This window comes from Neobacillus sp. PS3-34 (assembly GCF_030915465.1).
Taxonomy (GTDB): Bacteria; Bacillota; Bacilli; order Bacillales; family Cytobacillaceae; genus Neobacillus_A.
In genome coordinates this window covers 1,326,900-1,351,325 of record NZ_CP133267.1, presented here as the reverse complement: position 1 = coordinate 1,351,325, position 24,426 = coordinate 1,326,900, and the positions used below count along the sequence as shown (strand labels likewise).

Genomic DNA, 24,426 nt, shown 5'->3' with positions numbered 1-24,426 from the left:
ATTTAGGATTGACTTATGGGTACCCGGCTAACTGAAAAAACAATCGGCATAGGCTATTTATCTTGTTTTCTTCGATTTCATCTTCATCGAAACTCATCGGCTTTGAATTGATCTCATAAATATAATATTGACCAGATTCACTTATTCCTGCATCGATTGAAAACTCGCCAAAGTAGCCCCAATGCTCAGAAAGCCACCTGCCAGCATGCATGACTAATGAGTGAATAAAATCGTCATGCTCTTTCTTTTTAACCAGGCTATAATCCAGTATCATCCCGCCATTTGGGATATGGGTGGTGATTTCGTTGATACCGGACTGTCTGATTCCAATGCCGGTCACGGTATATTCCGAGTTGATTCCATGAGCAAGGATTCTAAAGTCAAACCTCTTTCCCTTATAGGTTGCCGCTGCTATGCTCTCCTGGGCGATATAGTGATTGGATTCAAGTGATATACCCATGGCATTCCAGAAATCATCAAAGCTTTTGTATGCTATTTCAAGTTTATTCCCCAAAAGAAGGAACTTCACTGTTGATGTGCTGACGAGTTTAAAAATTCCTTTTCCGCGTGCAGACCGTGCAGCCTTTAAATAAATTGACTTATATTTTTCAAGAAACTGCTGAAGAGAGGCTTTATCATTTGCAAGAATAGTGGCAGGAATATGGTTCTTTAGCACAGGATGTTTGTTTAGAAGGAGATATAGCTCGTATTTATCAATAAATGAGGGATTGAAAAATGGGATTTTTTTTATCACCAAGCCTTGAACGAGGCCTTAAAAGCATTGGCTTCCTCAAGCTTGCGGAAGGGTGTCCGATTGTATACGACATCTGGATAAGGTGCTTTTATTTTGAGCCATTTTTTTTCTTCCGGATGATATAGGTATCCATCAATATCCTCTTTTCTGGCATCTTCCGGTGTGAAAACAAAGCTCACCCCTCCCAGATTAACCAGGACTTCCTGCAGTTTAATAAATAGATCGCCGTTGCCTGTTAGGGAGGAGTCCAATTTTCTTCCCGCAAGTATGCCGATCAGAGGCCCAGCATGGTTGTTTATTAAGTTAAGGTCTAAAGAAAATGTACTTATCCTATTATCCATTTTCTGAATCAGCTGTTTTTTTTCTCCTCCAAAGGTAAGGTTATTATTGTCTGTTTGAAACCAGCAGGCTGCCCTGCTGTCGTAGTGGACTTTCATTTAAAAATTTCCTCGGGATTATAAATCGATTGTTCAGTCAAAAAGATGGCAAATGAAATAGACAGCTTCCGTGTCATTAATTCAAACTCTTTAAGCTCGGGGTGTGTGAAAATGGACCTTCCTGGTTTTGAATTCGCTTCAAAGAGCCAAACCTTACCTTCGCGGTCAATACCAAGGTCAAAGCCGATTTCTCCAATTATGCCCTCCATTTGTTTTTCAAGTGCTTCGCTAAGCAGGAGAGCTGCTTCTGAAAGCCTGGCACTATAATTCTCACTATCCTGCAGTGGAAATATTTCCTCTGGAGTTTTGATTACACCTCCGCTTTTCATATGTGTGGTCACACTTCCAGGACCTGCAACCTTTGCAGCTATAGCTGTTACCTTCCAGTTGCCCTGATCATCTTTATTTGTATGGACACGGAAATCCACTGCCCTTTGATCAAGTTTTAATAAGTGTATTCCCTGTTGAACCAGCATTTGATCCAGACGTTTATTTCCAAAAACAGTCTTAAACAGGCTCTCTAGTGAAGAAAATTTTCGGAGACGATTTATATCCTCATGGTCCCTGTACCGGCAAAAATAAAAATCTTCATGCTTATCATATAAAATCTGATGTACACCAAGGCCAAGGCTTCCATTGAACGGTTTCATATAGATGTGGCCATATTTGGATAGAAGAGCTTCTATATTTGAAAATGAAGTGAATGGAAAAGTTTCCGGTAAATAATCAGATACCGTACTGTCCTCTACAAGGCGTTCGTACACATCCAGCTTGTTAAAAAATCCTGGATTATACCATGGAATAAGGTAATCCTTTTGTAGCCGTTCTCTTACTTTTTGGAGAACATGGCTTCTTTCCGTTTTCCGGTTCGGCAGCCGGTCATAAATAACATTCGGAAAAGGGACTTCAGTAATCTCCCAGCCGTTATCATGATAAAAATAAGCTTTGATCAGGCCGTTTTCCCAATCGATATGCTGTTCTCCAAACACAAACGGAAGCGCACCAACTGTTTTCTTAACAGAAAGCAGCTTAGCGAAAAAAAGAGAACGGTCTCCAATCGGCCTTAAAGGAAAGGGAGTAAAACCAGCTGTAAAGATGCCGATTAATGGACCAATGAACAGTGTCTGGTTTTCAATGAATAAATGTAAGGGTACCCGATAATCAGGGAAATGGAGTGCCTCTTTAATACTTTTTCCAAAAACAACCCTTTCTCTCTTTTCAGGATGGGGAATAATATTTGCTTCGATTGACTGGCCGCCAAAAGCAATCCTTTTAATCGTATGGTCTTTAAGAAGTGAAGGAGGGCAAAAAACACTTGCCTGGTTCTTATCCGTAACTTCAATGAGATAACGTTTTCGCATGGCAGGTTTTCCTTTCCGTTGCTTCGGTTGAGCATATTAATTTTCCGTATAAGAGAGGGGCAAAAAATAACGTGTCTTTTAGTTCAGGGTGGGTATTTAAAATAACCTTCCTCCCCGGCTTTGAATTGACATCCAGTATCCAGAGGGAGCCGTCTTTAGCAAGGCCGAGGTCGATTCCTAATTCAAATAATGGCAGGAACTCCTTTTCGAGGAGGAAGGGAAGGTGCTCACCAATGTATTTAATCTCACTGCAAATGTATTCATGCTTATCAGAAGGAATGGTTGTTAACCAGGAATTGAAATCAACCACCTTGCCACCAGCGCTCAAATTAGAAAGTATACCGCCAGTATTTCCAACGCGTATGCCCTTTCCCCGTTCGATCCATTTTCCTTGTTCATCTTTTTGTAGGAAAATTCTTATATCAAATGGCTGAAGCTCGTTATTCGATAGTTCCAGATAGGGCTGAACGAGATAACGATGGCTCTTCAAGAGCTGCTGAAGCCATTGAACCAATTTTGTTTCATTGGGAAAAATCCGTGATATGATCTTTTTTTGTTTTTCAGTTTTTACATGGAAGTTTCTTTCGTTTTTCTTCAAATAATAGATTCCATAACCCTGGGAGCCATTTATCGGCTTGATGATTAATTTCTTATGTTGATTGAGTTTGGTTAAAACCAGTCCTGCATCTGATACAAATGAGGAGGGCGGGAGATAGGGTGCTAAAATGGAATGCGATAAAGCCTCATTTAATTCAAGCTTATCGGGAAGTCCGTACCCTAAAAAGGTGATATCAGTTCGGCTTTTTAGCCATGAAACGATCGGAATACATTGTTTGGAATGTTCATCTTCACCGTAAAAACATCTGTCGTAAATAATGGATGGAAGAGGGAACTTCGATTCAATCCAGGAGCCGTCCTCTGGCTGAAACCTGAGCCCTTTAACCTGATGTGAAACTGGGTCAATGTTTGAAGGGATAAAGCGGTAGCATTCAAGACCTAATGATGCAGCGCGCATGCTTATCTCTTGAAAATACGTTTGCTCGCTGCTCTGGCTTAAAGCCATAATGCCGAATGTATTTTTCATTTACTGCTCCTCCTTTTCTAAAAACGTATTAAAAGCTAAACTGGTACCAAAATTAATTATTGCTTTTGCCGATGGGCGTATTTTTAATCCATGATCCTCAAAATTTTTTGATGGCTTTGAGTTAACTTCAATCAGCCATAATTTTCCATTAATATCAATGCCGATATCAACCCCTAATTCACCCGTTATGCCAGCAGAATGGCTGCTGAGAATGGAGGAAGCTTCAACGGATAACTCCTTCATTAATGAAATAACATCCAGAGAATTTTCTTTGTTAAAAAAAGCAGATAGTGCGGAAAGAGGTTTCATTATTTCGCCTCCTTGCGCAATATTAGAGACAAATTGCTTTTCACCTGAAATCCTTGCTATTAAGGACGTAACTTCCCATAAATTCTGAACATTTTTATGGCATAGCACACGAAAGTCCATTGGGCGGGATTGATAGTCAGCAAGAGGAATTCCCTGCTGTATAATATAAATTCTATTATGAAGAATTTTCTTTAAGTGCTGTAGGACAGCTTCAATCGTGTCTTTTTTTACACTATTATCTGAGGCAGGCATTACTGAGCTCTGAATAGAGAAATAATCCTCCTCTTTTTTAATCTTGATTATGCTTCTGCCTTGGCTTCCATGTATGGGTTTGACAAACACCGTATCGTATTTATTAATGAATTCTCTAAGGGATTCTTTTGAAAAAATCTTTGTTTTTGGAATATACGGATGCATGTACTCTTCCTTTATCAGCAGGCTGTAAACCTCCCATTTTGAAAGAAAACGGTGGTTGAAAAAAGGAATATCCATGCTGACAACCTGTTCATAAAATTGAAGGAACAAATCCTGGTATTCTAGCTTGCGTGAATGGATCCGGTTATAAATCACACTCGGTATTGGAAGCTCGCCAAGGACCCATTTTCCGTCTTTGAAGTAATAGCCTTTAATGAATTCATTTGATAAATCCTGAAGCGAGAAAACTGAAAAAAAACCGCCTCTTCCAGATATACCATGATGAAGCTCCTCACAAAAAGCATGGACGGACCGAAAATCCGGCTCATTTTCTTCATCTATTTGCAAATCCGTTAAGAGCCCTATGAATCGCCCGACGGTAATCGTACGGCTTTGGGAGGAATATTTGATCAAGTATTTACCGGAATAAGTTGGCATAGCGAATTCCATGAGGAAGCGATCTGGAATCTGCAACTCAGTTGATGGGACTTCAGCGGATTTTATCAGGGCTTCACGTGTTTTTTGGCCGATTTTTAGATGGATAACTGTATTTGTTTTAATGTTCCATTTTTTTAAAATACGGGAGGATAGGTAAATAGAAACATCCTCCTTTTCGGATAATTCAATTGGAACAATTGATACAGAGATTAAAGAAGCAACCATAACCACTCCCCATTTGCCCATCAATCAGGTGGTAATTTAAGGTATCTGTAAAAAATGGGCTAAAGCTGATATAGCATCGTATGAAATAACACTTTACTGTGTGAGTTTTTTTCGGTTTGGAAGGTGCAGGAACTGTTGAAGAATTAGATTTAAAGACATTAAGATAACAATGCACTCTCTCGCAATTAGGCGCATATTTTGTTATAGTTTAGTGGAAATGCTGAGAAAAGAAGGAGTGTTAAAAATGGCAGTGAACTTATATGATGCAGCATATGAATTGGAAAAAGTGATTCGTCAAAGCGATGAATATAAAGAATTAAAAAAGATGTATGATGTAGTGAATGCTGATCCAAGTGCAAAGGGATTATTTGATAATTTCCGACATATTCAAATGAATTTACAGCAAAAACAAATGATGGGCCAGGAAATTACGCAGGAAGAAGTAAATCAGGCTCAAAAGTCTGTCGCCCTTGTCCAGCAAAATCCAAAGATTGCAAGTCTGATGCAGGCAGAACAGCGCATGGGCATGATTATAGGTGAATTGAACCAGGTGATCATGAAGCCTCTGGAAGAGCTATACGGAAAGATGCAATAATATTTGGTAAAGATAAATCCGGCTGAGCAGGATTTTTTTGTACGCTGTTCTATTACTTGGAGAAATATCATAAAAGTGATATAAGATAATTCACCACGAACAGGGGGCAGCTCAATGATTTATCGCTTGCTTGCTTTAAATATTGATGGAACGCTTCTTCAAACAAATGGAAAAATAAATAAATCAACCAAAGAAGCTATTGAATATGTACAGCAAAAAGGAATATATGTAACTCTTGTTACATCGCGTAGCTTTCCTTCTGCCAAAAAGGTTGCCAGGGCGCTGAAATTAAAAACGATGCTGGTATCCCATCAGGGTGCTTATATCGCCAGCACCCAGCAAAAGCCCATCTATGTGAAACGAATCACCGAAGAAGTCACATATGATGCCGTTCGGTTCCTTGAAGGCTTTCCTTGCCAGATCCGGCTTGTTTCCGAACAGTTTTCTCTTGCGAATAAACAAAAAATCAATAATGATCTCCTTGTAAAAACTGTATTCACAACTGGAGACCCTGTTTTTTATTCTCAGCAATTTGTCGCCTCCATAAGTGAATCTCTCACTGAAAAGCCCGTCTCTCCGCCAAAAATTGAAGTGTATTTTGAAGAAGAAGAAGACCTCAATGATGCAAAACAAGCATTGGAGAGAATGTTCTCAGAAATAGATATAATCAAGCTAAATTCCTTGCGCCTTGATATTGTCCCAGAAGGCATTTCTAAATTAAGCGGGCTTCTCTATCTTGGTGAGCGCCTTGGAATCAGCCTTAAAGAAATGGTTGCTATCGGAGACAGCTTGGACGATATTTCAATGATTGAAGCGGTTGGGTTAGGCGTTGCAATGGGAAATGCCGGCTTTGAAGTGAAAAGAGCCGCAGACTGGATTACAAGATCGGAATGTGAAAACGGTGTTTCCTACATGGTAAAAGAGCATTTCCGAAAGCAGCAGCCGATTGACTTCTTAAAAAAAATGAAAATCATAAAAAAATAAACAGTATAAAAGATATCATAGGGAAGCCTGTGATGTCTTTTTCTTTTTCTCCAGAAGAGTACTAATGTTTTCCAGCTTGTTGACCATGCAGGAGGGTTTTTGTACACTAAAGAAAGCATGATTTTGAAAGGTGAGAGCATTGAAAATTAATATAAAAGGGTTAGAGGATGAACGCTTCGAGCGGCCATTAAGATTGATTGCCAATTTATTTTTTGAGGAAACAGAAATTTTTATAAATAAACAAGCCGAAGTCGGAGCCGAACTCACTGTTTCTTTCGTTCTTAAACAGGGTGATTCCATATATGCGGAAGCTAATTTGGAGGATGCAGAAGGAAAGGCGGCCACAGCTGCCCTTGAAGCAGATTTTCCTGCAGGGGATGCTGAGAAAATCCAGTTCAAGGCACTGAAAAATGCCATCTCACAGGTTTACTTAACAGTTCTTCAGCAATATTCTGGTATCACTCAAAAATGGGGAATTCTGACGGGCATTCGTCCAACCAAGCTTCTTCATCGAAAGGTCCAAGAAGGAGTAGCGAAAGAAACAGCTCATAAACAGCTAAAGGAAGAATACCTGATCACGGATGAAAAAATAGATTTGATGCAGGAAATTGTAGAAAAGCAGCTTGCAGCAGTACCTGATTTATATTCGCTCCAAAAGGAAGTAAGCATTTATATTGGGATTCCTTTTTGCCCGACAAAATGTGCCTACTGCACGTTCCCGGCCTATGCTATTAATAGAAGGAAAGGCTCGGTTGATTCCTTTTTAGGTGGACTGCATTACGAAATGAGGCATGTGGGCCAATGGCTAAAAGAAAGAGGAGTAAAAATCACAACCGTCTATTATGGCGGAGGCACACCTACAAGCATTACAGCAGAAGAGATGGATATGCTTTATGAAGAGATGTATACCTCATTTCCGGATGTTGAAAAAATACGAGAAATTACAGTCGAAGCTGGAAGACCTGATACCATATCCGTTGACAAGCTGAATGTGCTGAAAAAATGGAACATTGATAGAATAAGCATTAATCCGCAATCGTATATTCAAGAAACGCTTAATGCTATCGGGCGCCATCATACAGTTGAAGAAACAATCGATAAATTTAAGCTGGCCAGGGAAATGGAAATGAACAACATCAATATGGATTTGATCATCGGCCTGCCTGGTGAAGGAGTATCTGAATTCAAGCATACCTTAAACGAAACAGAAAAGCTGATGCCTGAATCATTGACGGTGCATACCTTATCGTTCAAACGCGCCTCGGAAATGACGAAAAACAGGGATCGATACAAGGTAGCCGATCGTTCTGAAGCGGAAAAAATGATGCAGCTTGCAGAAGAATGGACGAAAGAGCACAATTATTCTCCTTATTATTTATACCGCCAGAAAAATATACTTGGGAATCTGGAGAATGTAGGCTACGCCCTTCCAAACCAGGAAAGCATTTATAATATCATGATTATGGAAGAACTGCAGACAATTATCGGCCTTGGCTGTGGAGCTGCAAGCAAATTCATTCATCCTTTTACAGGTGAAATTACTCATTTTGCCAACCCTAAGGATCCCAAATCCTATAATGACAGCTTTGAAGAATATACGACAAAAAAAATAACCATCCTTGATGAATTGTTCAAAAAAGAAAGCTCCCAAGCCAATAAGTAAAGGGTTTCGCTTTGAAGTGCTTAATAATTAAATTACATTAAAAGAGACGTATTGGTGGGCATACGTCTCAGACTGTAGCCATACTCGATGAAAATCAAGCTCGGCTACAGTCTTTTTATTTTAGCCTTTCTTTAGAATGGGTCTGTTGATTTCCGTTCCAGGCACTCGCTTTCCGCGGGGCGGGCGGTGAGCCTCCTCGGCGCACTGCGCCTGTGGGGTCTCACCTGTCCCGCTGCTCCCGCAGGAGTCTCGCGCCCTCCACTCCAATCAACAGTGTTTAGAAAATAAGTGTGGCAGTAGAACCAAGCCTATTTTTATCGGACAAAATCTCCCAAGTGAAGCGAGGAAATGTCTAATAAAAGCCCTCTATTGGACAAAATCTCCCAAGTGAAGCGGGAAAATGTCTAATAAAAGCCCTCTATTGGATAAAATCTCCCAAGTGAAGCGGGGAAATGTCTAATAAAAGCCCTCTATTGGACAAAATCTCCCAAGTGGAGCGGTAAAATGTCTAATAAAAGCTGCCTATTGGACAAAACCTCCCAAGCGGAGAGGAGAAATGTCCAATAAAAGCCCTCTTAATGACAAAACCCCTCAGGAGACCATAAAAAATGTCTTTCATACCTTTTAGAACTGTTTCAGTGTACGGAAGTAGTAGAAAACTTACGAATTGCTCTGTGATTTGATTTGTATTTCGTATTTTGATGTCCTACACCTCGAAAGTGCCCCTTTTCTCAAACATTTCAAAACTGATATACAGCCTGTGAAAGGTATGTTAATAGAATATAACGAGAAGAAAATTTCGTCTTTTCGGACAATTTGTTTTTTATTCTTCTTTTTTATAATTATAATAGTATTGAGACAAAAGGGAGATGATTGGGTTGACCGTTAATTTTGAGACGGAGAAAGTGATTGTAAAAGTAGACGGGCGTGTTGCTACTGTAGAAATGAACCGGCCAGAAGCTTTAAACGCGTTAGACAAAGAGATGCTTACAGGTCTCGTTCAGGCACTTAAAGAGATCAATGATTCCGACGATATTGATATTGTTGTGTTAACGGGTAATGGCAAAGCCTTCTCATCCGGCGGGGATATCAAGTCCATGCTCTCGATGAAAGATGAAAGCGATTTCTTCCCTATCATGGAATGCATTAACGAATTAATCGTAACGCTTTATAGTATGCCGAAATTAACGATAAGTGCAGTTCGTGGTGCAGCCGCTGGTCTTGGCTTCAGCCTTGCACTGGCTACCGACCATATCATTGCGGATGCCGACAGCAAATTAGCAATGAATTTTATCGGCATAGGCTTAATACCGGATGGAGGTTCCCATTTCTTTTTAGAAAAAAGAATGGGAGAAATGAAGGCAAAGCAACTGATCTGGGAAGGTAAGGTATTGACAGCAGGTGAAGCACTTAATCTCGGCCTCATTCAAGAAATAGCGGAGACCGGGTTGGAAGAAGCAGTAAACTCAAGAATTCAAGGCTGGCTTCAGCTTCCTGTCCAGGCGATGATTAAAACTAAAAAGATACTTGCCGAGAAAAATCGTCCTCAATTATTGAAGATGCTAGAGCTTGAAAAATACGGACAGTTTAAAATGAGGCAGACCGAGGACCACCGCGAAGGGATTAAGGCTTTTGTGGAAAAGAGAAAGCCTAATTTTACAGGAAAATAAAAAGAAGCCTCGGCTTCTTTTTTTCTTTCAGAACTTATATTTTAAGAGTGAAATAGAATCAATTTACCTGCAGGTGAAGCGCAGCGGTGAGTTTTATCCTGAAAATTTTTCTCTTCTAGCATTTTTCCACCGATTTCCTTCGCCGAATCATCATTTGCTGCCTGGAAGGACTCTTCGAGAATCTTTTCTCCATCCTGTTCAAACACTGTTAATTTATAAGTCATCATATAATATCCCCCTTGCTTCAAACATCTGATTACTATCATTTTTGCATAATTTAAAAAAATGTGCAAAAAAATTAAATTCCTCCACTCTTTTAAGCTACCTCGAAAGATTCCATGGTAGAACGTGCATTCGCTTTTTGCAGATGTTAAAATAATAGTAAGAAACTTGATAAAAGACATCGGAAGGAATTCTTTATATGAAAAAAACAACTTTTATTCATGCTGCAGATCTTCATCTGGATAGCCCGATGACAGGCCTGAAGCATCTGCCGGATAAAATTTTAAACAGGCTCAAAGACAGTTCGTTCCAAGCACTAAAAAAAATAACGGAAGCTGCCATTAAGCATGATGTTGATTTTGTCGTTCTGGCCGGTGATTTGTACGATGGCGAGGATCGCAGCCTCCGGGCGCAGTCGATTTTCCGGGCAGAGATGGCAAAGCTCGCCGAAAAAGGAATACCTGTTTTCGCCGTCCATGGAAATCATGATCACTTAAATGGTTCATGGGTCCATCTTGATATGCCTGAAAATGTAACGGTTTTCCCTGCCAGGGTGGAAAGAAAACTGCTCAGGTCTAAAAGCGGTGCAATTGTTCATCTGTATGGCTTCAGTTATCCTGTCAGGCATGTAATGGATAAAAAAATCGATGAGTACAAACGGGAAGAAGGCGCAGATTTCCATGTCGGCATTCTTCACGGATATAACGAGGGAAACAGCGAGCATGGCAGGTATGCACCGTTCCAAGTAAAAGATTTGCTCGAGAAAAGGTTCGATTATTGGGCGTTGGGGCACATACATAAAAGGGCAGTACTGGCGGAGGATCCGCCTGCGATCTATCCTGGTAACATACAGGGCAGAAATCGAAAGGAAACAGGGGAAAAGGGCTGTTATTTAGTAACCCTAACTGAATCAGAAGCAACATATGAATTTATCAAAACCTCAGATATCATTTGGAAAAATATAGAGATTGACGCTTCGGGAAAAAAAACCTTTCAGGAAATATTTAAAATGTGCGAGGACGCTGTTGAAAAACATCGTGTGGACCATGGCGGTGTGATTCTGATCATAATCCTGAAACATATAAATCTGGAGGATAGCAGCCTAAACAGTTATTTTATTTCTGATTTACTTGAAATCCTTCAATCTCAAGAAGTAGAAGAGCAGTTTGTTTGGGTTTCAGATGTGAAAATGGAGGAAAGCCTGACCACAAACCGTGAGGATTTACGGCAAAAGGCAGGTTTTTATGAAGAATTATTAAATACGATTGATCATTATGAACATGCTCCGGACACACTATCACCATTGTATGGTCACCAGCTTGCTAGGAAATATTTAGATAGCTTAACAGAAACAGATGAGGAACAGCTACTTAAAAATGCGGAAAATTATTTATTGAAGCTTTTAACTTCCTCATAAGGAAAGGAGGGAAAAATGTGAAAATAGTTGACTTACACATTTACGGATATGGCCAGCTTGAAAATATGGCACTCACTCTTGCTGACGGAGTCCAATTATTTTATGGGGAAAATGAAGCCGGAAAATCGACAATAATGGCCTTTATCCATGCGATGTTATTTGGGTTCCCGACCAAGCAGCAGTCTGAACTAAGATACGAACCGAAGCACCATGCAAAGTATGGAGGGAGAATTCGCATCTTTCATGAAAAATTTGGGTTTACAGTTATTGAAAGAGTTAAAGGAAAGGCTGCCGGAGATGTAACGGTAACTCTTGAAGATGGTACGACTGGCGGGGAGGAATTGCTAAAGCAATTGCTGTCAAATATTGATAAAACTCTATTCCAGTCGATTTTTTCATTCAACCTGCATGGCCTCCAACATATAAACCAAATGAAGAAAGAAGAAATTGGCAAATTCCTTTTTTCAACCGGCGCTCTCGGGACAGATAAATTGTCATTTGCAGAAGCAGAAATAAAGAAGGAATTGGAATCCCGCTTTAAACCAGGCGGAAAGGTTCCGGCATTGAATGCCAAATTGAACGAATTAAATCTTCTGGGACAGGAGCTTAAAAAAGCAGCCTCAAAAAATCTTGAATATGAGAACCTGGTTCAAAGCAAGGAAAGTATTCTTAAGGAAATAAGTATACTTAAGAATTCAATCTCAGCCTTCCAGGAAGAAAAAAGCAAGCTGTACGAATGGAAAAAAATTGAACCGCTTGTTAGAGAAGAGCTTACTGTTGTTAAAGAATTAGGTGAAGCAGGTGCTGTTGAATTTCCGCCAAACGGAATTGAGAGACTGGAAAGACTGAAAGAAATTCTTAAGCCATACCAGGCAAGGCATTTAAGCACAGAAGAGAGAGTTAAAACACTGGAGGCAGAGGTAAAATCCTTCCAGCCTGACGAAGCGCTGCTTCAACAGGAGCTTCAGATATTATCTTTGCTGGAAAGACTCCCCCTTTACGAGCAATTAAAGCATGAGAGAAAAATGCTGGAAGATAAACTTCTGGAGCTCGACGAAGCTTTATCCGCAGTAAGGGAAAAGCTGCATCTGCCGCTCTCCGAGGATGAAATTACTGCTATTAACACCAACATTTTTATTAAGGAACAGGCTGAGGATATTCAAAAGAAGCAACAAAGGCTGCATGAGGCAAAGCAGGAATTAGATGAACGTTTTCAGGATGAAAAAGAAAGTCTGGAAGAAATAGAAGAAGACCTTCAGCTTGCAAAATCAAAGATTCTGCCTGAACGTGAGAGGAAGATCCTGGAGGAGAAAGTAATGTCAGGAACGGATGTCACAGGAGCTGAGGCCAATTAAAAACAATCAGGGAACAAAAGGAGTTATTTGAAGCAGCATCAAGAGAGGAAAAAGTGAAGCTGGCCAAACAAAGAAAAGATAGACAGCTTCAAATCCTCTTTATTGGGGTATTATTAAGCACTCTGATATTATATGGCATTTTTAAAAGCCAGTTGGCCATTACAATGATTGGTGCAGCAGGTATCTTATTATATGTGTTTTTCTTGTATGTAAATCGAAACCAGACCACGGTTTCAACAGCCAGCAGGGCACTGGAAGCTCTGAAATTAAAGGAGAGCGAGCTAATTGAAAAGCTCCAGTCAGCCGATACTGTTCAATTTAAAAATCTTCAGGAGAAAATTGCCCTCGATGATACAAGAAGGGAGCAATTGCGTATTCTCCAGACAAAATGGGAACAGCAAAATACACAGTACGAAAAGGTAATTGTGAAGTATGAAAAATGGGAAGCAGAGGCAACAGAGAATAAACAAAAGCTTTTGCAAATTAGCAGTGAATTGAAAATTCCAGAATACATCGCAAATGCCTACTTGTTTGAAGCGTTCCAGCTGATTGAACAATTTAAAGCGAAAGCAAGAGAGAAATATAGAATCAAAGAAAAAATGGCTTTGCTTGAGGCTGATATGGAGCAGATCGCATCGGGACTCAAAGATCTAGCCAGCCGGCATTTATCAAAGGAAACTGGATTTAGTTTGCAAAAATCAGCATTTTCTCTTCGGGAAAAATTAAAGCTGGAACAAGAAAAACAAATCCAATATCGTGAAAAACAGAAAAAACTTCAAGATCTTCAGGAGGACCTTGAACAGCTCACAAAAGAAAAGGAGCATTTGGAGCAAGAGGGTGGCCAGTTATTATTTGAAGCACAGGCAGTAAATGAGGAGCAATTCTATCTTAAAGGAAAAAATGCAGAGTTGCATGAAAAATTAATAGGACGCCTACGAGAAATTAGAATGCAGCTCGATGGTTCCTTCTTAAGCGAGACAGATAGGGAGAAATTCATAAATGCCCTTCCTCCTAGCGATGCTCTCCAGGAGCTTAATATTCAGGAAGAGATGGAACAGCAAAAGCTTGCCAGGCTTCAGGAAACATTGGCAGAGGCTAAGTATGAAATCCAACTGCTAGAGGATGGTGGAATCTATTCTGAATTGCTGCACAGATTTAAACAGAAAAAGTTTGAATTTGAGGAAGAAGCAAAAGAATGGGCGCAGTTTTCTCTTGCGCAGGATGTACTTGCCAGGACAATTGAAAAATACAAAAATATACATCTTCCTAGGATGCTTTCAAAGGCAGAGGAGTTCCTGATGTTTCTTACAGACGGAAGGTACCGGAAAATCCTTCTGCAAAAATCGGGAACAGGCTTTTTGATTGAAAGGAAGGACCATATATTATTTGAAGCCAATGAACTCAGCCAGCCACCGCAGAACAGGTATATGTGTCACTGAGGCTGGCGGTGGCGCTGACACTATATGAAAAGTTCAAGCTCCCTATTATTATCGATGACAGCTTTGTTAATTTTGACAGAAAGCGTACCAAAAAAATAATCGAGCTGATTAATCAATTAAAAGATAATCAGGTATTATTCTTCACTTGCCATTTGCATCTGCTCGAATGGTTCCAGGCAGAAAACATCATTACCTTAAATGAGGGAAAAGTTAAAATTTCATAGAGCCATAACGCAGTATGGTATACTTTACGTATTGAAGGGAGCGTTGAAACAGAGATGAGCAAAGGAATTCTTCATTTTGGTGTTGGAGAGACGATCGATTTATTTTTGTTAGTAAAAAGCGCTTCAAAGGGAATCGCTAGTAATGGAAAACCATTTTTAACACTTATACTGCAGGATCAAAGCGGGGAAATGGAAGCAAAGCTTTGGGACGCAGGTGATGAGGATGAAAAAAATTATGCGCCTCAAAATATTGTGAAAATAACGGGCGACATACAAAATTACCGGGGGAAGAACCAATTAAAAATCCGCCAGATTCGTCCATCGGGACCTGCGGATGGGGTGAAGCTTGCTGATTTTCTTGAAACAGCACCGCTAAGCCAAGAGGAAATGACGGGGAAACTTACTCAGTATATTTTTGAAATGAAAAATCCCAACATCCAGAGGATTACCCGCCATCTTATTAAAAAACACCAGCAGGCCTTTTGAATTTTCCTGCTGCGACAAAAAATCACCATGAATTTGTCTCTGGCTTGGCGTACCATGTTGTCAGCATGCTTGATTTGGCAAAATCGATTGCAGAACTTTATCCTAGCCTGGATAAGGATTTGTTATATGCCGGTGTCATTTTGCATGACATGGGTAAGGTGCTTGAGCTTTCAGGACCTGTTTCAACCGTCTATACGGTTGAAGGGAATCTGCTAGGACATATTACGATCATGGTAAATGAGATTGGTAAAGCAGCTGATGAACTAAATATTTCAGGCGAGGAAGTTCTCATTCTCCAGCATCTCGTTTTAAGCCATCACGGTAAAGCGGAATGGGGAAGCCCTAAGCCTCCGTTAATTAAAGAAGCAGAAATCCTTCATTATATTGACAACCTTGATGCAAAAATGAATATGCTTGACCGCGCTCTTGAAAGAGTGAAGCCGGGTGAATTTTCGGAACGGGTTTACGCTTTGGACAACCGTTCATTTTATAAGCCTGTATTTCATAAATAGAGTATAGATACTCCTTTTAGCCGAAGGGGTATCTTTTTTTTGTAAAAAAGCATTTTTTTATTTTAAAGGAATATGCTGTTAAAAAAGCGGACAACCTCGCTAGATAAAAAGGAGCAGTGAAAATGATGATTCCAATTTGGATGTATGCAGTTGTGGCAGGCATTATTATTAGCGCGGCAATGGCTCTTAAAACAGGCAGGGAAGAGCGCCTGATTGAAATGGAGAGCATTGAAAAAGAAGGAGAAATCTATATTACCCGGCTCGAAAAGGAAAAAGAAAAACGCGGACTTGTTAAAGCGGCAGAACAGTAAACCGGAAGAGGATAAAAATTAGCTGGTAAAAAGAGGAGTAGCCCAATGGGCTACTCCTCTTCGTGTTTTAATTATTGTTGTGGTGCTGCTGCTTTTTCATCAAGAACACCTTTTAAATCCTTGTCCTTAATTTTTACATCGGCATCCTTAAGTTCACGCTTCATGGCTTTGTTGATCACATCGCCAGAAAGTTTTGAAGCTTTTACTTCTTCTTCCATTTGCTTCTTCATTTGGTCAAAAGATTTTTTCTCTTTTTCTCAGTTACTTGGATAATATGGTAGCCATATTCAGATTTAACTGGTGCACTGATTTCATTAACTTTTAAAGCAAATGCAGCTTTATCGAAATCAGGAACCATTTTGCCAGGACCAAACCAGCCAAGGTCACCACCGTTTTGGGCTGAGCCTGTGTCTGTTGAATACTTTTTAGCAAGGTCTTCAAATTTCTCACCTGAATCAAGTTTTTTCTTGACTTCAAGTGCAGTCTTTTCATCCTTTACTAGGATGTGGCGCGCCTTGATTTCAGGCTTATAGTTATCGTAATACTGCTTTAATTCCTTGTCTGTAACTTTTACATCCTTTGAAGCCGCTTTTTCCATAAGAAGCTGGCTTTTAATAATTTTCTTTAACTCTTTTTCGTCTTTAATATTATTCTGCATTAGAAGCATTTGAAAATTTGCTCCGGCTTGACCTTTAATTTCATCCACTTTTTGATTAACTTCTGCGTCCGTTACTTTATATTTTTTTGAAAGGACCTTTTCGTTAAGAAGTTCCTGGAGGGTCTGTTCGCCGTATTTTTCCTTCATTGCCTGGTATAGCTCGTCCTTTGTTACATTTCCGGATTTACTTTCTGCTACCGTATCTGTTCCATTTTGATTGTTGCAAGCACTTAAAGCAATAACCCCGCCAGCTAATGTAAGGGCTAATATCCATTTTTTCATGCTGAACCTCTCCTAAACAGTGAATTCTTGTGGGATTCTTATCCACAACCTTTACTATAACACAAATGGATTTATGTGCAAAAAATATGCCGAAAAATTTTCCGAATCCTTTTTGCAGACATTTCTGCAGGAAATACAGATTAATTAAAAAAAGGATTTTTATAGGTAAATAGCCTATTCGCAAAAATACCGAGTTGAATAGTATAGGGTAGCAGCTCAAAAGGGGGTGTTATTATGGGTCACGGATTCGGTGGGGGATTTGCACTAATCGTTGTGCTCTTCATTTTGTTAATCATTGTGGGTGCGTCATGGCTATAGTGTAAAGATAACTCGACTGCTATTGTCGAGCCTTAAGGCGCCTTTAATGATTCAGTTGCGCTTACGCAATCAGAATAGTAAATAGTTCTGATTAGCTTAAAAGGGCATGGGGGCAGCCCGCCTCCATATACCCCTAAATAGAAAGGAGGAAGATATATGTCTGGCGGATTTGGTTTCGGAGGAGGATTTGCGTTAATTGTAGTCCTCTTTATCCTTTTGGTTATTATAGGAGCTTCCTGGGTGTACTAATAAGTAAAGGAAAAGCGATGAGAAATCTCATCGCTTGTTTATTTTTATGTAGTTTTAGGTAAATAAAATTTCCACATATGAGGAAATAAGTAAAATGGTAATAAGCACATTTATTGTCCTGAATACCTTTGGCTGCCGTTCATCAGGGATTTCCTTTTGAATGCAAAGGGAATAGGTCATCTTATTCACATAAAACAAAATAAAAATAGCAAACACAATAAAAATGGAGATCATCAACGAATCCCTCCCTTTGGCATAGATTCATATTTTCTTTTTAATTCGAGATTAAAAACTTTATGTTTAATACAATAACAAATATTCATGAAAAAAGATAGTAAAAAAGAGTCAGTATCTATATACCTTGACCTACGTAATTTCTGATCTTTATTATGATCAAATGAAATGATGCCATGCATAAAAGTTGTTTACCTGAAAGGGGATTAGGTAAATAATGTACTTAAGAGATAATAAGAAAAGATTGAAACGGGGATAATTTAATGAATATGCAAGACCTTATAAAGAAAATACAACTATTGGAATACCATCAAAAATTGATGCTGGAAATGCTGGCGCCACAAACCTTTCCTTTTAATAAATTAATCATTGAAAAAGGTCTAAATGAACAGAAGGTAAATAGTTTTTTGGGGTATTGTGACAAACTGAGCAATCAGCTGGAAGAACAAAAAGCGGAAGGGTTTGTTTATTATCATCCGCTTTTTAATGAGTTTATTCAGGCTCTTCCCGCAAATATACAAGCAAAAGAAGCAATTGATGCATGTCTAAAGCAGGATCTTTTTGTGCCGCTAATGCGCGAATTTAAGAAATACATTTGAAAGCTTGCTGAATATCTGAGACATTATGCATTTTAAATTCTTAAACGCATAAACTGCGGCAAAAATAGCTTAAAAAGCGAATTTGCTTAAATACTCTAAGCCTCTGTAGCTCCAATTACTTCATTGGAAATGGCTTTTTTTAGCTTTCCATCTTTCTCAGTAAACTCGCTTTCAATGTTATGAAATGAACGTTCAAAAATCTCCATGAAATCATCCCCATAAATGTTACGGACGATTGCCATCATTTCGATGATATCTGGAAACTTCCCGTATAAATCCCGCAAAGGAAGAGCACCTGAAAATACAGAATTGTCTTCAGGTTCATAGGTTTCCATTAAATCAAGGAGTATTTTCTCGCCTTCAGGAGTAAGGCAGATATACGTATTGCGTTTATCGTTCTCTTTTTTGAAAAGTTAAGCAGGCCTTTTCTTCTAACTTTTTTGAAAAATTAAAAGCTGTTGATACATGCATTACGCCGAACTTGGCGACGTCTGAAATTGAGGCTCCGTTAAGATGATAGGCAATCCAAAGGATATGATGCTCGTTGATATTTAGGTCAAACGGCTTTATCCACTGTTGCCAGTCCTTTTCAATCGATTTCCATAAAGCCTTGCTTAATTGGGCAATCCTTTGGCTAAATAGCATCGCTTCTTTCATAGAATATTGTTTTTCTGACATCCCCATTTTCACCTACTTTTTTATTTCTCTATTAACATTATGCCAATAAAGTAAAAATTAATAAAGATATAAATTTGCAAAATTTTTAGAAATTACTATAAAAATTGCTCAATTCTCTATATTAACAGTATTATACGATTTATTTACATAAAAATCCTTCTTTTGTACTTTCACAAAAGAAGGATTTTTTTTGTAGTGGATTAAATTTTGGTTTGATCGGAAAGATTTGCTTCGAGTTGCTGAATTGTTGTTTCTATCTCAGTGATTTCCTGTTTAAGTTCATCCTGATGGGGAAGTATGTCTGCTTTCCAATTGGTAATGGAAGTTTGCGTTTCCCTCAGGAAATTGGAGGTATGGATTCTTGCCTCCTTGGAAGCATTCATGGAAGCATCCTTTAATTCAATCAGGCTATTTTTTAAATCAGCAAGTTGTTCTTTCCATAGATCAGTATTCTCTTTTAAAGCTGCTCTTGTTTCCTTTCCAGATTTCGGAGCGGAAAGCAGTGTGCTTATTCCTGCTGCTAATCCTCCTATAGCAAACCCATATAAAAAGTGTTTTATTTTCATGGCCTGTCACCTCGTCCTCTTCATTCTATAGTACAACATTCTACACACAAAGAATGAATCCCTTTCTCTATTCTAAAAACATTTAATACTCTATTATCACATTATTTATCAGCTTAAACCATACATGTTCATAGGCTGTCTTAATAAAACATATGTATGGTATTAACAATTTGAATTTTTGAGGCTGCGGAAGGGGAGAAGAGAGTGAACAGAATGGCAATCATTTTATTTTCACTCAGTGGGGTGTTATTTTTTGGAGCTATACGTTTTTTTCTTGTTCACCAAAGATCCGGCGTTTATCCTCCAAAGCAAGTATTAAAGAAAAAGATTGCTGCATTAGCAGGTGGAGGATTACTGTTTCTTTTTGCAGGCTGGCTACTGTTTAGCCTATAAAAATACAAAAAGTAAAGCTGCTTTGAGTTAAGCAGGCTGGTTTCATTATATTATTTACTTACAACGGTAGGAGCATTTAATTTTGTCCGCTTAACTACTGACAAAGCAATAGGGTATAAAATAACCATTGCTGCAGTATTTAATGCTGCGGCTGGAAGTACTACTCCAGCAAATAATGCGGTAAATGGACCCGGAAGCCCTACGATATAGTAGGCAGATGTTAAAAACACGCTACCAGATATGACTGTTCCGATTGCAGTTAAAACACCGACTCCCACGAGTGAAGTTTGATACTTCTTAAAGGCAAGGAACAATAACAAAAATAATGCAGCTGTTACCGGTTTATCGATCATATTAGGAATCAATCCGCCAGGAAAGGTTGATGTCAGTCCGGATATTACCCCACTGACAATCGCAAGAAGACAAACACTTTTCTTATCTGGAAAAAGAGTAATCCCTAAAAACATCATCGTTAACATCATGTCCGGCTTCATTCCAAGAACAATATTCGGAATGACAGCGTGAAGTACAGTACCCATCCCAATTAATAGGGACAGTGCCACAAGATTTTTCGTATTCATTTGTCTCATCTCTCCTCTGCTCAACTAAGCAATTTGGTTCCTCCTGCAGTGCCCTATATGCCTGCAGCGAAAAACTTACACCAATTATAACATAAGCATTAATAATGAAAACAATAAAATGCTTCCAATTTTTAATATATAAAATTACAGGTGTTTACTGATATTTGCAGCCATTTCTTGAAGATCAAGTGAAGAATACTCACTTTGATTATTCTTCCATACGGCTCCAAATCCGTCTCCTTTACCGTAGCGCGGAATAAGGTGCAAATGAAAATGAAATACGGACTGGCCGGCATGCTCGCCATTGTTATTAATCGTGTTTAAGCCGATTGGATCGTATTCTTCCTTAAGGGCTGAAGCAATCGCTGGAACAGATTCATAAATATTTCGGGCAATTTCTGGGGTAAGTTCATAAATATTTTCTTTATGTATCTTTGGAATGACTAAAGTATGTCCTTTTGTAACTTGGCTGATATCTAAAAATGCCACAACATGTTCATTTTCAAAAACCTTCGCTGCCGGGATTTCTCCTTTAACAATCTTGCAGAAAATGCAATCATTCATTCCATTCCACTGCCTTTCTTTTTTAAAAATAGTTTAACACAGTGGCTTAAAGAAAGAAAAAGAAAGACAGGATCCGCATGGAATCCTGCCCTCTGTAGAGGAAATGCTTCTATTGGTACGTTCGTTCAGGAATGCTCTTTGATAAACACCTCATTTTTTTAAGATGATTAGTGTTCATTTAAAGAGTGGACTTTGTTCAAGCTGACCATCCCCTTATTTAGTCTTTATAGGTTTCTCAACATATAAAGCGGAATGATAGGTCTTTAACAAACACCTCATTTTCAATTATAGTAAATGCCGTTATACGGTACGGTGTTGTTTGAACTGGTTACATGGCACTTTGTGCAAAACAACCATCCCCTTATTAGAAACGTTTTGAAGCTGCTTCAATTGAATGATTATTGTCTGCGATAGACACCTCATTTTCAATTTTGATGATTTTCATCATCTAAAGGTTGTTTCCTCTACATAAATTATGATGTCCGTTTCAGGAGCTAATATGCACATGAACTTTAAATTTGTTAAAATAAAATAAATCATACATGAGGCTAGGGATTTTTACTTTAGAGGTCTCACAAGAGGGAATGAAATAAACTGCTGGGAAAGGCGTTGTTATTATGTCTTTATTGACAATTCAGGACCTGACAGGAGGATATACAAGAAATCCTGTACTGAAGGAAGTTTCATTTGAAGTGAATGAAAGGGAAATTGTCGGCTTAATCGGCTTAAATGGAGCAGGAAAGAGCACGACGATCAAGCATATTATCGGGTTAATGGAGCCGCAAAGCGGAGAAATAAAGCTAAAGGGCCGTAGAATTGCAGAGGATAAGGAAGCCTACAGAAAACAGTTTACCTTTATCCCTGAGACTCCGATTTTATATGATGAACTGACGCTGGAAGAACATTTGAAATTGACTGCCATGGCGTATGGACTAGACCAGGTGACATATAAAGAACGGGTTGAAAAGCTATTGACGGAGTTCCGAATGGAAAAGAGACTAAAATGGTTTCCTGCCCATTTTTCAAAGGGAATGAAGCAAAAGGTGATGATTATGTGTGCTTTTCTCGTTCAGCCCTCTCTTTATATTGTCGATGAACCGTTTGTGGGGCTTGACCCGTTGGGTATTCAATCCTTGCTTGATTTAATGAAAAAGATGAAGGAAAATGGTGCGGGCATTTTAATGTCGACCCATATTTTAGCAACTGCAGAAAGATACTGTGACAGCTTCATTATTTTGCATGAAGGAAGAATTCGTGCAAAAGGAAATCTAGAAGAACTGAGACAGCAATTTTCAATGCCAGGAGCCACGCTTGACGACCTTTATATTCAGCTGACAAAGGAAGAAAATTATGTTTGATGCCCAAAAACTTTGGAAGGACCGTTCCTGCCGAAGGCCAAGGATTTAGGAAGGTACCTCCGTTACATATTTAATGGCCACCTTGTTGTAGTCCTGCTTTTTCTAATTAGTGCAGCTGCTTTCTATTATCAGGAGTGGGTCAAGGGACTTTCCCCCGACTTTCCGGCTGAGCTGCTGATGGCTGTCATAATGGGTATCCTATTGACGTATAGTCCGGTGTACAATTTTCTTTTAGATGCGGACAGAGTTTTTCTGCTTCCGCTGGAAAATAAACTGAGTGGTTATTTCTTTCGCTCGGGAATTGTCAGCCTTATTTATCAGGGTTATATCCTTTTGATGGTCCTTGCAGCATTAATGCCATTATATGTACAGGTAAGCAGGCAGGGATTCCATGTTTTTCTTCCCTTTTTTGCTGCTTTACTCGTGCTGAAAGGATGGAACTTGGCGGTAAGATGGAGGGTTCAGTATGACGTAGACCGTTCAGTTCATTTCAGTGATATGGCTGTTCGTTTTTTTGTCAACGGCGCCTTTGCCTATCTCCTTTTTAGACAAGCTAATCTGCTCTATTTTGCGGTTATTTTTATAGTTCTTGCTTTATATTATTGGTTTTTTTATTCGAAATCCCGTGAAAAAGGGTTGAAATGGGATGTATTAATCGCAGAAGAAGAAAAAAGAATGGCTTCGTTCTATCGTTTGGCCAATTTATTTACCGATGTACCGAAACTAAAGGATGCTGTAAGGAGAAGAAAATGGCTTGATGTTTTCCTGGATAATATCTCCTTCTCAGCTGAAAATACCTTTATATACTTATTTTCCAGAACATTTATGAGGGCAGGAGATTATTTAGGCCTATTTATCCGATTAACAGTGATCGGCAGTATTGCCATTTATTTTCTGTCTTTTGGATGGGCCAGCTGCTCCTTGCCATTTTATTTTTGTATTTAACTGGATTTCAGCTCCTGCCGTTATGGAACCACCATCAAAATAAACTATGGGTAGACTTGTATCCGGTTGCCGAAAAAAATAAGGAAGCTGCATTTTTCTTTTTAATGGTCATTGTTCTTAGCTTGCAGGCAGTTATTTTTACAGCATTAATGTTAATAAAAGGACAATGGACTGCAGGGGTTATCTCGTTACTTGCAGGGGTTGGGTTTATTTATTATTTTGTCTTTATTTACAGCAAAAAAAGGGTAAAAGGCTAAAGGAGGTCCTCTTTCGACTGAAAGAGGGCTTTTTTGAAACATAATCTGCTTGGTTATCGTATTAAATACATAAACAAGTGAAAAAGGTTGGGGAAATATGAATGAATACGAATTAAAGGTATATGAGGAACTTGCTGCTTGGAAGCAGAAAATAACAAAAAGATCAGGGTTTGTAACACGGATGTCCAAAAAAGCACAGGGGAAAATTAATGGAATCATTCCCGAAAAAATTCATACAGTCATGACCGAGAGCATTAAAGGGATGGTAAAAGCTACTTTATTCGGTTCTCAGTTAACGAGCAGTAAAAAGCAGCCCTTAGAGCTGCCGCTGGCTGAAAGGGATGAACTGGCACGAAAAAAAATTTCCTTCTATCAGAAAACGGCAGTAATTGAAGGTGCAGGAACAGGCGCGGGGGGAATCCTAGTTGGTCTTGCCGATTTTCCATTGCTGCTTACTATAAAAATAAAATCGCTTTTTGAGCTTGCTGCAGTTTATGGTTTTGATACAAAAGAATATAGTGAGAGGCTATTTATTTTGCATGTATTTAAATTGGCTTTTTCAAGTGATGAAACAAGGAATGAAACTTTTGAGATCATTGAGAATTGGGAGCATAAAAGAGAACAAATAGAAGAGTTGGACTGGAAAAGGTTTCAACAGGAATATCGGGATTATATTGACCTGGCTAAAATGCTGCAGCTTGTCCCTGGAATAGGTGCGTTTGTCGGAGCATATGCCAATAATAATCTTCTAAAGCATTTAGGTGAAACAGCCATGAACGCTTACCGTTTGCGGATTTTAAATGAAAGCCCCCGCCGATTAAACGGCTCACGGGGGTAATAAGGA

General features: G+C 39.0%; 25 protein-coding genes and 4 pseudogenes. 17 read left to right on the top strand and 12 right to left on the bottom strand.

Annotation, left to right across the window (positions count from 1 at the left end; translation table 11 throughout):
* Positions 1-13 precede the first annotated feature (13 nt).
* From RCG23_RS06860 to RCG23_RS06840, 5 genes are read right to left on the bottom strand one after another with little or no spacing between them, the layout of a single operon-like run.
* The gene (locus RCG23_RS06860) at positions 14-754 is read right to left on the bottom strand and encodes a YheC/YheD family protein (protein WP_308179112.1); all 741 of its coding nucleotides are present in this window, start codon (positions 752-754) and stop codon (positions 14-16) included.
* Positions 751-1,191 (bottom strand): hypothetical protein, encoded by a 441-nt coding sequence (locus tag RCG23_RS06855; RefSeq protein WP_308179111.1) that lies wholly within the window; start codon positions 1,189-1,191, stop codon positions 751-753. The genes RCG23_RS06860 and RCG23_RS06855 overlap by 4 nt, the downstream gene beginning before the upstream one ends.
* Positions 1,188-2,552: a YheC/YheD family endospore coat-associated protein gene (locus RCG23_RS06850; protein WP_308179110.1), complete on the bottom strand. Its 1,365-nt coding sequence runs from the start codon at positions 2,550-2,552 to the stop codon at positions 1,188-1,190. Before RCG23_RS06850 ends, RCG23_RS06855 begins: the two co-directional genes overlap by 4 nt.
* The gene (locus tag RCG23_RS06845) at positions 2,530-3,636 is read right to left on the bottom strand and encodes a YheC/YheD family endospore coat-associated protein (protein WP_308179109.1); all 1,107 of its coding nucleotides are present in this window, start codon (positions 3,634-3,636) and stop codon (positions 2,530-2,532) included. The genes RCG23_RS06850 and RCG23_RS06845 overlap by 23 nt, the downstream gene beginning before the upstream one ends.
* Complete coding sequence (locus RCG23_RS06840) at positions 3,637-5,022, bottom strand: YheC/YheD family endospore coat-associated protein (RefSeq protein ID WP_308179108.1); 1,386 nt, start codon at positions 5,020-5,022, stop codon at positions 3,637-3,639.
* Positions 5,023-5,266: 244 nt separating this feature from the next.
* On the opposite strand from RCG23_RS06840, the gene RCG23_RS06835 reads away from it, so the two are divergent.
* From RCG23_RS06835 to RCG23_RS06820, 4 genes are all read left to right on the top strand, one after another.
* Positions 5,267-5,617 carry a YlbF/YmcA family competence regulator gene (locus RCG23_RS06835; protein WP_308179107.1) on the top strand — a complete coding sequence of 117 codons (351 nt, stop codon included), beginning with the start codon at positions 5,267-5,269 and terminating at the stop codon, positions 5,615-5,617.
* Between the two features lie 114 nt (positions 5,618-5,731).
* Positions 5,732-6,601, top strand: a complete 870-nt coding sequence (locus tag RCG23_RS06830) for a Cof-type HAD-IIB family hydrolase (protein WP_308179106.1) — start codon at positions 5,732-5,734, stop codon at positions 6,599-6,601.
* Between the two features lie 139 nt (positions 6,602-6,740).
* The gene (locus RCG23_RS06825) at positions 6,741-8,264 is read left to right on the top strand and encodes a coproporphyrinogen III oxidase (RefSeq protein ID WP_308179105.1); all 1,524 of its coding nucleotides are present in this window, start codon (positions 6,741-6,743) and stop codon (positions 8,262-8,264) included.
* An 878-nt stretch (positions 8,265-9,142) separates the two neighbouring features.
* Positions 9,143-9,934 carry an enoyl-CoA hydratase gene (locus tag RCG23_RS06820; protein WP_308179104.1) on the top strand — a complete coding sequence of 264 codons (792 nt, stop codon included), beginning with the start codon at positions 9,143-9,145 and terminating at the stop codon, positions 9,932-9,934.
* A 41-nt stretch (positions 9,935-9,975) separates the two neighbouring features.
* On the opposite strand, the gene RCG23_RS06815 is transcribed toward RCG23_RS06820, so the two are convergent.
* The gene (locus tag RCG23_RS06815) at positions 9,976-10,161 is read right to left on the bottom strand and encodes a YhzD family protein (RefSeq protein ID WP_308179103.1); all 186 of its coding nucleotides are present in this window, start codon (positions 10,159-10,161) and stop codon (positions 9,976-9,978) included.
* A 194-nt stretch (positions 10,162-10,355) separates the two neighbouring features.
* Here RCG23_RS06815 and RCG23_RS06810 point away from each other — a divergent pair, with 194 nt between their 5' ends.
* The 6 genes and pseudogenes from RCG23_RS06810 (at position 10,356) to RCG23_RS06785 (ending at position 15,900) form a co-directional block, all read left to right on the top strand.
* Complete coding sequence (locus RCG23_RS06810; RefSeq protein ID WP_308179102.1) at positions 10,356-11,573, top strand: metallophosphoesterase family protein; 1,218 nt, start codon at positions 10,356-10,358, stop codon at positions 11,571-11,573.
* 17 nt (positions 11,574-11,590) lie between these two features.
* On the top strand, positions 11,591-12,928 hold the full coding sequence (locus RCG23_RS06805) for an AAA family ATPase (protein WP_308179101.1): 1,338 nt from the start codon (positions 11,591-11,593) through the stop codon (positions 12,926-12,928).
* A gap of 53 nt (positions 12,929-12,981) precedes the next feature.
* The gene (locus tag RCG23_RS06800; protein ID WP_308179100.1) at positions 12,982-14,367 is read left to right on the top strand and encodes an ATP-binding protein; all 1,386 of its coding nucleotides are present in this window, start codon (positions 12,982-12,984) and stop codon (positions 14,365-14,367) included.
* 8 nt (positions 14,368-14,375) lie between these two features.
* Complete coding sequence (locus tag RCG23_RS06795; RefSeq protein WP_308179099.1) at positions 14,376-14,591, top strand: ATP-binding protein; 216 nt, start codon at positions 14,376-14,378, stop codon at positions 14,589-14,591.
* Positions 14,592-14,645: 54 nt separating this feature from the next.
* Positions 14,646-15,589 (top strand): annotated as a pseudogene (yhaM, locus tag RCG23_RS06790) (3'-5' exoribonuclease YhaM).
* Positions 15,590-15,711: 122 nt separating this feature from the next.
* Complete coding sequence (locus RCG23_RS06785) at positions 15,712-15,900, top strand: sporulation YhaL family protein (RefSeq protein ID WP_308179098.1); 189 nt, start codon at positions 15,712-15,714, stop codon at positions 15,898-15,900.
* Between the two features lie 71 nt (positions 15,901-15,971).
* Here the strand turns inward: RCG23_RS06785 and RCG23_RS06780 are convergent.
* A pseudogene (locus tag RCG23_RS06780) lies at positions 15,972-16,840 on the bottom strand (peptidylprolyl isomerase).
* Positions 16,841-17,074: 234 nt separating this feature from the next.
* On the opposite strand from RCG23_RS06780, the gene RCG23_RS06775 reads away from it, so the two are divergent.
* Together RCG23_RS06775 and RCG23_RS06770 are read left to right on the top strand one after the other, a co-directional pair.
* Positions 17,075-17,158 (top strand): YjcZ family sporulation protein, encoded by an 84-nt coding sequence (locus tag RCG23_RS06775; RefSeq protein ID WP_308179987.1) that lies wholly within the window; start codon positions 17,075-17,077, stop codon positions 17,156-17,158.
* Between the two features lie 156 nt (positions 17,159-17,314).
* Positions 17,315-17,407 carry a YjcZ family sporulation protein gene (locus tag RCG23_RS06770; RefSeq protein WP_308179097.1) on the top strand — a complete coding sequence of 31 codons (93 nt, stop codon included), beginning with the start codon at positions 17,315-17,317 and terminating at the stop codon, positions 17,405-17,407.
* Positions 17,408-17,461: 54 nt separating this feature from the next.
* On the opposite strand, the gene RCG23_RS06765 is transcribed toward RCG23_RS06770, so the two are convergent.
* Entirely contained in the window at positions 17,462-17,641 is a 180-nt protein-coding gene (locus RCG23_RS06765) for a hypothetical protein (RefSeq protein ID WP_308179096.1), read from the bottom strand.
* Between the two features lie 263 nt (positions 17,642-17,904).
* Between RCG23_RS06765 and RCG23_RS06760 the strand changes: the two genes are divergently transcribed.
* Complete coding sequence (locus RCG23_RS06760; RefSeq protein WP_308179095.1) at positions 17,905-18,240, top strand: DUF1878 family protein; 336 nt, start codon at positions 17,905-17,907, stop codon at positions 18,238-18,240.
* 95 nt (positions 18,241-18,335) lie between these two features.
* Here the strand turns inward: RCG23_RS06760 and RCG23_RS06755 are convergent.
* Positions 18,336-18,918: pseudogene (locus RCG23_RS06755) on the bottom strand (HTH-type transcriptional regulator Hpr).
* 200 nt (positions 18,919-19,118) lie between these two features.
* A complete protein-coding gene (locus tag RCG23_RS06750) occupies positions 19,119-19,484 on the bottom strand; it encodes a YtxH domain-containing protein (protein ID WP_308179094.1) in 366 nt (121 codons plus the stop codon).
* 213 nt (positions 19,485-19,697) lie between these two features.
* On the opposite strand from RCG23_RS06750, the gene RCG23_RS06745 reads away from it, so the two are divergent.
* The gene (locus RCG23_RS06745) at positions 19,698-19,877 is read left to right on the top strand and encodes a membrane protein YhzF (RefSeq protein ID WP_308179093.1); all 180 of its coding nucleotides are present in this window, start codon (positions 19,698-19,700) and stop codon (positions 19,875-19,877) included.
* 50 nt (positions 19,878-19,927) lie between these two features.
* Here the strand turns inward: RCG23_RS06745 and RCG23_RS06740 are convergent, their stop codons facing one another.
* Positions 19,928-20,458 carry a tryptophan transporter gene (locus tag RCG23_RS06740; RefSeq protein WP_308179092.1) on the bottom strand — a complete coding sequence of 177 codons (531 nt, stop codon included), beginning with the start codon at positions 20,456-20,458 and terminating at the stop codon, positions 19,928-19,930.
* Between the two features lie 144 nt (positions 20,459-20,602).
* Positions 20,603-21,022, bottom strand: a complete 420-nt coding sequence (locus RCG23_RS06735; protein WP_308179091.1) for an HIT family protein — start codon at positions 21,020-21,022, stop codon at positions 20,603-20,605.
* Between the two features lie 617 nt (positions 21,023-21,639).
* Between RCG23_RS06735 and RCG23_RS06730 the strand changes: the two genes are divergently transcribed.
* The 3 genes and pseudogenes from RCG23_RS06730 to RCG23_RS06715 all read left to right on the top strand — a co-directional run bounded on the left by RCG23_RS06730 (position 21,640) and on the right by RCG23_RS06715 (position 24,420).
* Positions 21,640-22,380: an ABC transporter ATP-binding protein gene (locus RCG23_RS06730; RefSeq protein WP_374049811.1), complete on the top strand. Its 741-nt coding sequence runs from the start codon at positions 21,640-21,642 to the stop codon at positions 22,378-22,380.
* 12 nt (positions 22,381-22,392) lie between these two features.
* A pseudogene (locus RCG23_RS06725) lies at positions 22,393-23,582 on the top strand (ABC transporter permease).
* Positions 23,583-23,679: 97 nt separating this feature from the next.
* Positions 23,680-24,420 carry an EcsC family protein gene (locus RCG23_RS06715; RefSeq protein WP_308179088.1) on the top strand — a complete coding sequence of 247 codons (741 nt, stop codon included), beginning with the start codon at positions 23,680-23,682 and terminating at the stop codon, positions 24,418-24,420.
* Positions 24,421-24,426 lie beyond the last annotated feature (6 nt).